General features: G+C 73.0%; 11 protein-coding genes and 1 pseudogene. 6 read left to right on the forward strand and 6 right to left on the reverse strand.

The window, feature by feature from the left end:
* From VNL12_RS04245 to VNL12_RS04260, 4 genes are all read right to left on the reverse strand, one after another.
* On the reverse strand, window positions 1-380 hold a 380-nt coding region (locus VNL12_RS04245; protein ID WP_325591803.1), incomplete at its 3' end, for an NUDIX domain-containing protein.
* Window positions 381-408: 28 nt separating this feature from the next.
* Window positions 409-996: a DNA-3-methyladenine glycosylase gene (locus tag VNL12_RS04250; protein ID WP_325591806.1), complete on the reverse strand. Its 588-nt coding sequence runs from the start codon at window positions 994-996 to the stop codon at window positions 409-411.
* Entirely contained in the window at window positions 997-2,175 is a 1,179-nt protein-coding gene (gene manA, locus VNL12_RS04255) for a mannose-6-phosphate isomerase, class I (protein WP_325591808.1), read from the reverse strand. It abuts the gene before it with no gap.
* A 41-nt stretch (window positions 2,176-2,216) separates the two neighbouring features.
* A complete protein-coding gene (locus VNL12_RS04260) occupies window positions 2,217-3,077 on the reverse strand; it encodes an SCO6745 family protein (protein WP_325591810.1) in 861 nt (286 codons plus the stop codon).
* Window positions 3,078-3,235: 158 nt separating this feature from the next.
* On the opposite strand from VNL12_RS04260, the gene VNL12_RS04265 reads away from it, so the two are divergent.
* The 5 genes from VNL12_RS04265 (at window position 3,236) to VNL12_RS04285 (ending at window position 9,904) form a co-directional block, all read left to right on the forward strand.
* Window positions 3,236-3,652 carry an organic hydroperoxide resistance protein gene (locus tag VNL12_RS04265; protein WP_325591812.1) on the forward strand — a complete coding sequence of 139 codons (417 nt, stop codon included), beginning with the start codon at window positions 3,236-3,238 and terminating at the stop codon, window positions 3,650-3,652.
* Window positions 3,653-3,692: 40 nt separating this feature from the next.
* Window positions 3,693-4,130, forward strand: coding sequence for a PH domain-containing protein (locus VNL12_RS04270; RefSeq protein WP_325591814.1), 438 nt, complete (start codon window positions 3,693-3,695; stop codon window positions 4,128-4,130).
* Window positions 4,131-4,311: 181 nt separating this feature from the next.
* Window positions 4,312-6,771, forward strand: a complete 2,460-nt coding sequence (locus tag VNL12_RS04275; protein WP_349257797.1) for a DEAD/DEAH box helicase — start codon at window positions 4,312-4,314, stop codon at window positions 6,769-6,771.
* A gap of 80 nt (window positions 6,772-6,851) precedes the next feature.
* Window positions 6,852-8,279, forward strand: coding sequence for a fused MFS/spermidine synthase (locus VNL12_RS04280; RefSeq protein WP_325591820.1), 1,428 nt, complete (start codon window positions 6,852-6,854; stop codon window positions 8,277-8,279).
* 152 nt (window positions 8,280-8,431) lie between these two features.
* The gene (locus VNL12_RS04285; protein ID WP_325591824.1) at window positions 8,432-9,904 is read left to right on the forward strand and encodes a glycoside hydrolase family 16 protein; all 1,473 of its coding nucleotides are present in this window, start codon (window positions 8,432-8,434) and stop codon (window positions 9,902-9,904) included.
* Between the two features lie 218 nt (window positions 9,905-10,122).
* Here VNL12_RS04285 and VNL12_RS04290 read toward each other — a convergent pair whose 3' ends face one another.
* Complete coding sequence (locus VNL12_RS04290; protein WP_325591827.1) at window positions 10,123-11,412, reverse strand: DUF2254 domain-containing protein; 1,290 nt, start codon at window positions 11,410-11,412, stop codon at window positions 10,123-10,125.
* 170 nt (window positions 11,413-11,582) lie between these two features.
* On the opposite strand from VNL12_RS04290, the gene VNL12_RS21155 reads away from it, so the two are divergent.
* Window positions 11,583-11,729: a hypothetical protein gene (locus VNL12_RS21155; protein WP_414654846.1), complete on the forward strand. Its 147-nt coding sequence runs from the start codon at window positions 11,583-11,585 to the stop codon at window positions 11,727-11,729.
* Here VNL12_RS21155 and VNL12_RS21160 read toward each other — a convergent pair.
* A pseudogene (locus tag VNL12_RS21160) lies at window positions 11,681-11,917 on the reverse strand (transposase); the annotation flags it as partial. The gene VNL12_RS21155 and the pseudogene VNL12_RS21160 overlap by 49 nt on opposite strands.
* Window positions 11,918-11,937 lie beyond the last annotated feature (20 nt).

Here is an 11,937-nt window from a genome sequence, read left to right on the forward strand (position 1 = left end):
ACCAGGCCCTCGATCCCGGTCTCCTCGTGGGCCTCCCGGCAGGCGGCGGCGAGGAGGTTGCCGTCACCGTCGACGTGGCCGCCGGGCTGGAGCCACCTCCCCAGCTTGCGGTGGTGGAGCAGCAGGGCACCGCGTCGCGCCCCGACGACGACCGCCGAGGCGGTCAGGTGGTCGGGCAGGGTGGCCCGGTCGAACGGGTCAGGCGGAGCATCGCAGAGGGCGAGCACCCGGGGCCGCAACCAGTCGAGCGAGGGGTCGAGGCGGGCGTCGGCCACGAGGGCCCGGGCCCGGCCGCGGTCACCGGGCCGGGGAACGATCCGGCCGTCACCGGCCGCCAGCACCTCCCAGCGCAGGTCGGGTTCGCCGCTCGGGCGGGTCACGGGCTTCCTTCGCGCTCGCCGGGCGTGATCATCGGGGTCGCCCCGAGACGTTGGGGTCCCCGCGGACGTACCAGCGCCACGGCAGGTCCTCGCCCGAGGAGAGGCCGACGCGCGTGCTCGCCGCCGCCGGTGGTGCAACGGCGCCGTCGTCGACGATGGTCAGCCCCCGCTCGGCCTTCACCAGGTCGGTCCCGTCGAAGGAGCCGTCGACGCCGAAGGCTTGGCACAGGCGCGCCGGTCCGGCGGTGAGGTCGCGTTCGCGCCGGGCCCGGGCGCGCGCGGCGCGCATGGCCTCGATCCCGGTCACCGGGGCGACGGCGCGCAGCAGCACCGCGCCGGCCTCCCCCTCGGCGCCGCACACCACGTTGGCGCACCAGTGCAGGCCGTAGGAGAAGTAGACGTAGAGGTGCCCCGCCGGGCCGAACATGGTCGTGGTCCTGGGCGTCCGCCCGCGGAACGCGTGGCTCCCCGGATCGTCGGCGCCACAGTAGGCCTCGACCTCCACGATCCGGCCGCTCCGGCCACCGTGCACGAGGACCGAGCCGATGAGGTCGGGGGCGACCTCCAGCGGGTGGCGGGCGTAGAAGGACCGGGGTCGCCGCCGGCGCCGGGCCACCTAGGCGCCCGGCGAAACGTCGCCGATCGTGGCCCACCAGACGGTGCCCGGGCCGGTGAGCACACACCCCTCGCGCTCATCCGCGGGGACGAGGGCGGCCCGCCCGTGGTCGAGGATGGTGCGCTCGCCGCTGGACGCGACCTCGGCCGCGGCGCCGAGGGCGAAGGCCAGGGCCGGGCCGGGGGGCCGCTCGGGCGCCCGCACCGGCCCCCCGGCGGGGTCGATGCGGTGCAGGGTGATCTCCGCCACGCCCGGGGCGTAGCGACGGGTGCCGGGGGCCACGTCGTCGCCGGCCAACCGCGCCGCGTCGGTGCCCGGCGGGGCGAGGAGGGCGACCAGCTCCTCCTCGTCGACGTGCTTCGAGGTCAGGCCGCCCCGCACCACGTTGTCGGATGCGCCCATCAGCTCGACGCCGGCCCCGTCGAGGTAGGCGTGGGGCACCCCGGCGGGCAGGAACACGCCGTCGCCCGGCTCCAGCCGGTGGAGACGGAGCACGAGGGGCACCAGGGCGGTCGGGTCGCCGGGGTGCTGCCGGGCGAGGCGCGACACCCAGCCGAGCGCCGGGTCGCCCTCATCCGCGGCGCTGGAGGCTGCCTGCGCCCAGACCGCCCCCTGCTGTTCGGGCGCGGTCACCAGCGCGATCAGGGCGTCGCGGGCGTCGGGCGCGTCGGCGACCAGGCGGGCGAGGTCGGCGACCGCCGGGTCATCCAGCCCCCGCAGCGCGGCGGCGGCGTCGGCACCGGGTCGGAGCCCGGCCAGCACCCACATGGGCCGCACGGCCACGAGGACCTCGGGCTTGGTGTAGGCGTCGCGGTAGGAGCGACCGGGGTCGTCACGAGCCCTGCCGCTCGCCTCCTCGCGGGCGAAGCCGGCCTCGGCCTGCTCGGCCGACGGGTGGAGCTGGATGCTCAGCGGGGCGCCGATGGCGAGCAGCTTGAGCAGGAACGGGAGCCGGACGCCGAAGCGCTCGACGACCTCGGCGCCCAGGATCGCCTCCGCCTCCTTCCCCTCCACGGCGTCGAGGGTACGACCGTCGTCGAGGCGCGACGGGGCGGCGGGGTGGGACCCGATCCAGAGCTCGGCCTCGGGGCCCCCGGAGGGCGCCCTGCCGACCAGGTCGGCGACGCCGTCGGGCGCGCCCCACGGGTAGGCCTGCACGGTGTTGGTGAGGGCGAACACGTGGGGGCGAGCATAGAGGGTGCCTCTCGACCCACCCCGCGTCAGAGACGCCCGGGCGGCAACCCGATGGGGCTGGGCTCGGGGATGAGGCCGCTCGCCCTGATGGGGGCGACGACGACCTCGAGCCGCTCCTCGACCCGTGCCACCACATCCGCTCCGAGCGTGGCCCACGGCCGCAGCGCGGCGCGGTCGGTCGCGTCCTCGACCCGCGCCCGGAGCTCCCGTCCGGCGGTGGTGGCGGTGCCCGTGCCCGACGCCACCAGGCCCCGTCCGGCCAGGCGGGCGATCGCTGCGTCCCACTCGTCGTCGCTCCACCCCCGGTTCGGCTGGGTGACGGCTCGGGGCGAGCATCCGGCGGCGGCCGCCAGGACCTGGGCTTCGCAGCCGTCCACGTCGACGGCGACGAGAGCAGCCACGTGGCCGTCGCCGCGGTGCTCGCGCAGCAGCGTGCAGGCGTGCCACACCGTGGCCCGATCGCCGTCGGGCCAGTCGAGTGCGGTGTGGGCGGCGAACACCGGGCGCCCCTCCCCCGTCGCGGCGCCGGCGGCCGCCCGGAGGATCGGGGCCAGCTCCCGCTCGGCCGGCAAGGGCCGACCCAGGATCGCGTCGAGGGCGGCCACCGCTCCCTGCAGGCGAACCCGGCCGGCCTCGGCCGGGGTGATGCGCTCCCACACGTCGGGGATCGCCCGCTCGACCATCCGGGGGTGGAAGTTGTGGAAGGCGGCGGTGACCACGGGCGCCGGGACGGGTCCGAACGCGGCGGCCCGACCCGCGAAGTACCCGCGCCAGAAACCCGAGACGCCGGCGTCGGTCCAGGCCTGACGGGCGGCGGGCGAGAAGTAGGTGACGGCGTGGTACGGCTCGAACCGGCTCCAGAGCCGACGGGCGACGGCGGGGTCCATGGCCTCAGCCTCCCCGTCGCGATGGTCCTCGGTCGAGCCCGCTCGACCGCCGCACCGGCCGGGCGCGGCGCGCTCGGCGCCCGAGTCGGACCACCTCGGACCGGGCACACTCGATGCGACGCGACCGACCGACGGTCGCCGACCGAGGGAGACCCGCCATGAAGGTGCTCTACACCGCCACCGCCACCGCCACCGGGGACGGCCGCAACGGCCACGCCACCACCGAGGACGGCCTGCTCGAGGTTGACCTCAAGGTCCCCTCCGAGATGGGTGGGCCCGGCGGTGCGACCAACCCGGAGCAGCTCTTTGCCATCGGGTACGCGGCGTGCTTCCACTCCGCTCTGAAGGTCGTCGCCGGCGACGACAAGACCACCGTGGAGGGCAGCGAGGTCTCCGCCAGCGTCGGGATCGGGGCGACCGAGTCCGGCGGGTTCGGCCTCACCGTCGAGCTTGACGTGAGCCTCCCGGCGCTCGAGGGGGACGCGGCCGATGCCCTGGTGGCCCGCGCCCACGAGGTGTGCCCGTACTCCAACGCCACCCGCGGCAACATCGAGGTCAACCTCCGCGTCGCCTGACCGGGCGGTTGGGCGACGCTCCTCCTGCCAGACTCCGGCCGTGAGCCCCCGCACCTACCGCAACGTGGCGCTCGTGGCCTTCTGCGGAGCAGCGGGATGTGCGTTCCTGGTGCTCTTCGTGCTGCTCCTGGTGGCCGACCCGGGCCGGTCGCCGAGCGGTGGGTCGGCCACCGAGCTCTACCTCATCGGCCTCGGGCTCGGCGCCGTGCTGTTGCGGGGCGCCCGGATCCGGGTGCGTCTCGACGATGGCGGGGTCACCGTCTATTCGCTGTTGCGCACCCACCGGGTGCCGTGGGATCAGGTGGTGGGTGCCGTGGCGGACAGCCGGGGTCTGGTGGTGCTGCGGGCCGAGGGGCGCGCCGTGCTGGTCCAGAGCCTCGGTCAGACGGCCCTGGCCTCGCGACTGCGTCCCGCGGCCCAGGGCGACGCCATCGCCGAGGCCATCGACGACGCGGCCGCCGCGGCCCGCACCCCCTGACGTCGTCTGGACCCCGCGCCGGGGTCAGCGCAGGACGCCGTCGCCCTGCGCTGCCCTCCGCGACGACGGCCCCCTCCGGCTCCGTACCATCGACGCCGTGACCGGCACCACGACGACTCCGCTCTCCCTCGGTGACCGGGTGCCGCCCCCGGGCGACCCCGAGCTGGTGATCGACGCCTTCATGGCCTGGGTCGAGGACCGGGGACTGGCGCTCTACCCGGCCCAGGAGGAGGCGCTGCTCGAGATCGTCGCCGGCTCCCACGTGATCGTGAACACGCCGACGGGGTCGGGCAAGAGCCTCATCGCCACCGCGGCGCACCTCGCGGCGCTGGCCGACGGGCGGCGCAGCTTCTACACCGCCCCCATCAAGGCCCTGGTGTCGGAGAAGTTCTTCGAGCTGTCGGCCACCTTCGGCGCCGAACGGGTGGGGATGATGACCGGTGACGCGGCGGTGAACCCCGACGCCCCGATCATCTGCGCAACGGCGGAGATCGTGGCCAACATGGCCCTGCGGTGGGGCCGCGCCGCGCCGGTCGGCCAGGTGGTGATGGACGAGTTCCACTACTTCGCCGACCCGGACCGGGGCTGGGCCTGGCAGGTACCCCTGCTCGAGCTGACGAACGCCCAGCACGTCCTGCTCTCCGCGACCCTCGGCGACGTCACCCGCTTCGAGGAGGACCTCGAGCGGCGCACCGGACGACCGGTCGCCGTCGTGCGCTCCGCCTCGCGCCCGGTGCCCCTGGTGCACGACTTCCGCATGGTGTCGCTCACCGAGACCCTCGACGAGCTGCTCGCCACGGGCGGTGCACCCGTCTACATCGTCCACTTCACCCAGGCCGGAGCGGCCGAGCGGGCCCAGTCGCTCATGAGCCTCAAGCTCTGCACCCGCGAGGAGAAGGACGCCATCGCCGAGCTGATCGGTGACTTCCGCTTCGCCGCAGGGTTCGGCAAGACCCTGTCGCGCTTCGTGCGCCACGGGGTGGGCGTCCACCACGCCGGCATGCTCCCGAAGTACCGGCGTCTCGTGGAGCGCCTGGCCCAGGCCGGGCTGCTCAAGGTCATCTGCGGCACCGACACCCTCGGCGTGGGCATCAACGTCCCGATCCGCACGGTGGTGCTGACCGCCCTGTCGAAGTACGACGGGGTGTCGAACCGCCTGCTGAGCGCCCGGGAGTTCCACCAGATCGGCGGCCGGGCCGGGCGGGCCGGGTTCGACACCCTGGGCACCGTGGTGGTCATGGCCCCCGAGCACGCCATCGAGAACGCCAAGGCCGCCGCCAAGGCGGCAGCCAGGTCCGGCGCGGACGGCAAGAAGCGCAAGCTGGTGAAGAAGCGGCCTCCCGACGGGGTCGTCTCGTGGGGTGAGCCCACCTTCACCCGGTTGGTGGCGGCCGACCCCGAACCGCTCACCTCGAGCCTGTCGGTCACCCACTCGATGCTGATCAACGTGCTCGACCGCCCCGGTGACGGGCGCGCCGCGCTGCACCGGCTGCTCACCGACAACTTCGAGACCGAGGCCCAGCGCGAGCTGCACCTGGTGCGGGCGGCGGAGATCGAGCGGGCCCTGATCGAGGGGGGCGTGGTCGAGGAGCTGGAGGGACCCGACGAGAAGGGCCGCACGGTCCGTGTCACTGTTCAGCTGCAGCCCGACTTCGCCCTCAACCAGCCCCTCTCCCCCTTCGCGCTGGCCGCCCTGGACCTGCTCGATCCCGAGAGCCCGACCCACGCCCTCGACGTGGTCTCGGTCATCGAGTCGGTGCTCGAGGACCCTCGGCCGGTCATCTCGGCCCAGGTCAACAAGGCCAAGGGTGACGCGGTGGGGCGGATGAAGGCCGAGGGCATGGACTACGACCAGCGCATGGCCGAGCTCGACACGATCACCCACCCGAAGCCGTTGGCCGAGCTGCTCGAGCCCATGTTCGACCTCTACCGCCAGAACCACCCCTGGGTGGCCGACACCCCGCTGCGCCCCAAGTCGGTGGTGCGCGAGATGTACGAGCGGGCCATGGGCTTCAGTGACTACGTCCGCCACTACCAGCTGGCCCGGGTCGAGGGCACCGTGCTGCGGTACCTGACCGACGCGTACAAGACGCTCGGCAAGACCGTCCCCGAGGACACCAAGACCGAGGAGCTGGTCGACATCACCGAGTGGCTGGGCGAGATCGTGCGCCAGGTCGATTCCAGCCTGCTCGACGAGTGGGACGCCCTGCGGCACCCGGTGAGCAGCGTCGGGCCGCCCGCCGAGGAGCCCATCGACCGGGCGCCTCCGCCGCTCACCGCCAACCGGCGGGCCTTCACGGTGCTGGTGCGCAACGCCATGTTCCGACGGGTCGAGCTGGTCGTCGCCCAACGGTGGACGGCCCTCGGCGAGCTCGACGGCGACGACGGGTGGACCGCCGAGCGATGGTACGAGGCGATGAAGCCCTACTTCGCGGAGTACGACTCGGTCGCCATCGACCCCGACGCCCGCAACCCCGTCCTGCTCGGCGTCGAGGAGCACCCCGAGCACTGGGACGTGCGCCAGACCCTGTCGGACCCGGCCGGTGACCACGGCTGGACCATCCGGGCCCAGGTCGACCTGGTCGCCTCCGACGAGACGGGAGAGGCCGTCGTCCGGGTCACCGACGTGGCCGAGGGCTGATCGCCGCGCCGGCGCGGCGCGGTGGGGGCGCTCGGACCTCCCGGTTCGGGCGCTCGGGCGTCGGCGGCCAAGATGCACCGATGCGATCGTGGAAGGCCAGCGCGGCCGTGTTCGGTTCGTCCGCCGCCGTGCTCGTGCTCGAGATCATCGCCGGGCGACTGATGGCCCCCTACGTGGGGATCTCGCTCGAGACCTTCACCGGGATCATCGGCACCATGCTGGCGGGCATCGCCGTCGGGGCCGGCCTGGGCGGGTGGCTGGCCGACCACCGCGAGCCCCGCCCTCTGCTCGGGCCCCTGCTCGTCGCCGGCGGCGCCCTGACGTGGCTGTCACTGCCGATCGTCACCACGCTGGGGCCCGGGGTGGGCGAGGGGCCGGTGGCCATCGTGGTGCTGACCACCGCCGCGTTCTTCGGGCCGGCCGTGGTGCTGAGCGCCATCAGCCCGATCATCGCCAAGATCCGCCTGGCCCGGCTCGACGAGACGGGCACGGTGGTCGGCGGTCTCTCGGCGGCCGGCACCATCGGCGCCCTCGCCGGCACCTTCCTCACCGGGTTCGTCCTGGTCGCCACGTTGACGTCGAGGGCGATCGTGTTGGGCGTGGGGGCGATCCTGGTCCTCGTCGGCGTCGCCGTCTGGGTGCGGCTCGGGCGCCGACCCGACGTGCCCACCGTCGCCGTGGTGCTGGCCATGGGCTTCATGGGCGCATCGAGCCCGAGCCAGTGCCAGCTCGAGACCTCCTACTTCTGTGTTCGCATCGTCGACGATCCGAAGCTGGCCACCGGCCGGACCCTCTACCTCGACACGCTCCGCCACGCGTACGTCGACCTCGACGATCCCACCAACCTCGGCCTGCGCTACGTGCGGCTGCTCGCCGATGTGGCTGACGGCCTGCCCGACGGACCGCTCGACGCGGTGCACATCGGAGGTGGGGGCTTCAGCTTCCCGCGCTACGTGGAGGCGACCCGGCCGGCGAGCACGAACGAGGTGCTCGAGATCGACGGCGACCTGGTGGGGTTGGCTGAGGACGAGCTCGGGCTGGTGCGCAGCGACACCCTGCGGGTCACGGTGAGCGATGCTCGCCTGGCCCTCGACGACCGGCCGACCGACAGTGCAGACCTCGTCGTCGGGGACGCCTTCGGCAGCCAGTCCGTGCCATGGCACCTCACCACCGCCGAGGTGGTGACCGAGATCGACCGGATCCTGCGACCCGGCGGCGTCTACGCGATGAACGTGATCGACGGAGCCGACAGCGACTTCGCTCGCGCCCAGCTCGCGACCCTCGCCGATCGCTTCGCCCACGTGGCGGTTATCTTGCCCCGCGGCGGGGTGCCCGGGCATCGGGCCGTGAACCAGATCCTGCTGGCCTCCTCCGCGCCGCTCCCCGAGCTCGCCATCGCCCCGGCGGATGGCGAGCTGGTCGAGGGCCCGGCGGTCGACCGCTACATCGGCGACGCCGAGGTGCTGACCGACGAGCGGGCTCCTGCCGACCTGCTCGTCTTCCGCTGACGCACCGGCCCGTACCGGGGCTGACCATGGATGGAGTCTCCGGTCCCACGCAGGGTGGATGAGCAGGCCCGGAGAGACCGGCGGTCTACCGCTCACAGTGGCGCCGCGACCCCCGATGGGGGTGCAGTCTCGCCTCCACAGAACCCAGGTCCATGCTCGCGCTTCCCGTCCTGCGCCGTCGGCTCCCGGCCGTCGCCCTCGCCGTCCTCCTCGTCACCGTCGCCGCCGCCTGCGACCCCGAGGCCATGCCCGCGCCGGCACCGGCCCCCCGGACCGTTCGGACCGATCTCGACACCTTCACGGTGTCGAGTCAACCCACGGCCACGCGAGGCAACGACGTCGTGATGCGCGTCATGGCCAGTGGCGGCAAGACCAAGATCGGCTACGCCTCGTTCCCCGTCGCCGGCTCCGCCCCCACGGTGGACGGGACGGTGCACCTCTACGCCCGCCAGGCCGGCTTCAACCTGCAGGTCCGCAACGTGGGCTCCTTCTCCGACGGCACGACCCACAACGACCGCCCGGCGCTCGGGACCCAGGTGGGCACCCTCCCGGCCACGGCGGCGGACACCCGTCACGCCATCTCCGTCCGGGGCATCCGGGTGGACGGAGGCCAGGCGCACCTGGCCTTCACCACGACCAGCCCCTATGAGCTCGAGCTGCTGTCCTCCGAGGGCGCGGCTGCCGCCGGCCAGGCCACCAACGCCCCCACGCTCGTCGTCGGCCCACCGGCCGCACCGACCCCTTTGCCGACCGTGCCTGAGCCGACGCCGGCGCCGCCGTCGGGCTGGAGGCTCACCTTCGCCGATGAGTTCAACGGCTCGAGCGTCGACCCCGTCAAGTGGAACGTGTATGACCAGGGCAAGGGCGACACGGTGGAGTCACCCAAGGCCTCGACCTGCGCCCGGGACGACAACGTGTCGGTCGCCGGCGGCAAGCTCGTCATGCGCACCCGCAAGGCCAACGGCGGCTGCACCGCCGGGCAGGCCCAGTCCGGTGCCGGGATGAACACCTGGGGCCGCTTCGAGCAGGCCGGCGGCCGCTTCGTCGCCCGAGGGCGCTGGACCCATGCGGGCAACCACCTCTGGGGCGGCTTCTGGACCCACGGCAACGGCGGCGCCGGGTGGACGAAGGACAACCCCACCGAGATCGATGTCTGGGAGTACATCGGCAAGAGCGCCGAGCCCAACATCAGCCGCTACAAGCCGGCGATCCACTACAACTACACCTGCGAGGGCACCTGCGGGATGCAGAACCTCCAGCAGCTCGACTACGACGTCACCGCATGGCACACCTACGCCGTCGAGTGGGAGCCGACCGACCCGGCCGACCCGACCACGATGCAGATCCGCTTCTACCTCGACGGTCGCCAGATCGCCCTGTTCGACAAGCACGGCACCTGGAGGGTCACCCCGACGGGCACCCGCGTGCTCGAGATCGCCGGCGGCTGGAAGAACCCCGCCGGCGCCTTCCCCAACCCCTTCGGCATGGACCGGCCCCACAAGCTGATCCTCTCGGCGTGGGTGGGTGCCCCCGGCGTCAGCCCCGCCACCGTCGCCGCCGGGTACAACCCCTCCGGCGGCGGGGCGAACCTCGAGATCGACTACGTGCGGGTCTACTCCCGCTAACGGTCACACCATCGCCACCGCGAGCTTCGGACCGATGTCCACCATCACGGGGGACATCGGTCCAAGGTTCCGCCGTCTGGGGCTGAGTAGTGAATAGCGGTCCGGTCCCAGGTCAGAGCGTCGGAGCGGTGCGAGCGATCCTCATCCATCGTGGAGGCCGAAGGCCATGGGGTCTCAGACGCAAACCAGGGGCACAGGCGCGTCACGCGGAGGGTCGATCAGGCGCCGAACAGCTTGGCGTGGGCGTGGCGCACGCGATGTCGGTCCGGCTCGACGATGTCGGCCGCGTCGACGTGTTCGAGTACCAGGTGCGCCTGGGCCAGCAGCGGCCGAGCCCGATGGGCGTCGCCGCTGGCCCCGGCGGCGTCGATCACGCCGGCGATCATCTCCAAGAGGTAGATGCACACCATGGGCTGATCCGCGGCGGCAGCCCGCAGCTCGGAGACGGCCAGCTCAGCGAGGTCCACGTCGGTCATGGAGTGGGGCGCCAGCAGGTGCCTGCCCTCGTCGTCGCGGTGAGCAGTCGGGATGGCCGGCGCGGTGAACCGGGCCGCAAGGACCGTGCCGAGGTGGAAGATCGCATCCTGCGCCGTCGTCGGGTCATTGACCCCCGGCGAGAGCGCCCGCAAGGCCACGTCCACGAGCTGGCGCACGCCGTACCCGCTGTCCTCGCCCATGGTCCGAGTGGGGCCGAGACGGACGGCGGCGCGAGCCGCGCGTGCGGCGCCGTCCAACCGGTCGCGCCCGACCGGGGGGCTCACGCGACACAGGGCCGTGCCCGCGATGACGTAGCGACCCGTGTCGGTGTCCAGCTCGACGACGCCTCCCGGTTCGCCGAGCGCCAGGAGGGCAACGCGGTCGACCTGGCGCACCCACCCGTCGGCGGCGAATCGGATCACGGTAGGTGCGGGGTGGTCGGGGAGTGTGGGCGCCTCCCGCGTGCTCAGGGCCGACGGGCCGGCGTGAGAAGCTGACGAGGTGCGGACGGCTTCGTCCACGATGCGACCGAGAATGACGCTGACATCCATCTGTTGAGAGGTGTGGTGGATCGCGGCGACGATGGCGAGGACCGCAAGCAGCCCGAGTAGAAGGCCGACCGCAACTGAGAAGTCCGGCACGACCTCGTTGCCCCCATCCGAGAGCGGTCCCCGTACCCTCTGCAGGGTGACGAGGCAGAAGGTGAACGTCGCCAGGACCACGGCGATCACCCGCCGGTGGAACGGGTCGCGGGTAAGCCCGTGGATGACGCGGGGAGAGAACTGCTGCGAGCCCAGTTGCATGATGAGCAGCGACACCGAGAACGAGATGCTGGCAAATGTGATGGTGGCGGCCGCCACCGTTGAGAGCACCGCACGGGCGTTGTCCACCGTAGACTCGCCGACCCACGTGCCGGCCTCGACACCGACGGCTATTCGGGCCGCGACGAAAGCGGCGACGACCGCCACGGCTGGGAGGAAGAAGAAGTTGGCGCGCAGCGTCTCGGCGGCGGCCTGCAGGCGTCGGCTCACCGACCGCACCCTAGACATCCTCTCGTTGGGCAGGACCTCCACCTGCGTGCTCGGACGGTCCCGAGCCCTCCGGGGTTCAGAGCCTGTCAGGACCGGTGGCCGAGGACGACCAGAGCGGCCAGCCGGGCCTCGGTGGGCGAGGCGACGCTGATGGCATCTTCCGCCGCTCGATGCGCGAGCTCGAGGTGCCGCTACTGCGACGGTGGGCGATGTGGGCGGCGGTGTGTTGGACCCGGCGTCGGGTCCGATCCACCACCCGGGTCCCGACCCCCACGACGGGGAACGGATCCGCGACTGCGACCGCGTTGGGGAGATGAGCGGCGAGGGCCTTGCGGAACGGCTCGTGCAGGTCGGTCACCGTGGCGGTCACCGCGTCCTTCCACCACTTCGGTTGGCGACCCAGCCAGGTACCGAGCTCGGGGCCTTGGCGGCCCTCGATGACGTCGATGACCAGGACCCGACCGGGCACTCCGGTTCCCGACAGGCCCAGCGCCGCTTGTGCCACACCGGGCTCACCGGGGACCC

It is taken from the genome of Iamia sp. (genome assembly GCF_035575815.1).
In the GTDB taxonomy this organism is placed as follows: Bacteria; Actinomycetota; Acidimicrobiia; order Acidimicrobiales; family Iamiaceae; genus Iamia.

Bases quoted from the DNA above. Each gene is read 5' to 3' on its own strand.
- VNL12_RS04260 (WP_325591810.1), bottom strand. From the start codon at position 3,077: ATGGACCCCGCCGTCGCCCGTCGGCTCTGGAGCCGGTTCGAGCCGTAC.
- VNL12_RS04265 (WP_325591812.1), top strand. From the start codon at position 3,236: ATGAAGGTGCTCTACACCGCCACCGCCACCGCCACCGGGGACGGCCGC.
- VNL12_RS04275 (WP_349257797.1), top strand. From the start codon at position 4,312: ATGGCCTGGGTCGAGGACCGGGGACTGGCGCTCTACCCGGCCCAGGAG.
- VNL12_RS04280 (WP_325591820.1), top strand. From the start codon at position 6,852: ATGCGATCGTGGAAGGCCAGCGCGGCCGTGTTCGGTTCGTCCGCCGCC.
- VNL12_RS04285 (WP_325591824.1), top strand. From the start codon at position 8,432: ATGCTCGCGCTTCCCGTCCTGCGCCGTCGGCTCCCGGCCGTCGCCCTC.
- VNL12_RS21155 (WP_414654846.1), top strand. From the start codon at position 11,583: ATGCGCGAGCTCGAGGTGCCGCTACTGCGACGGTGGGCGATGTGGGCG.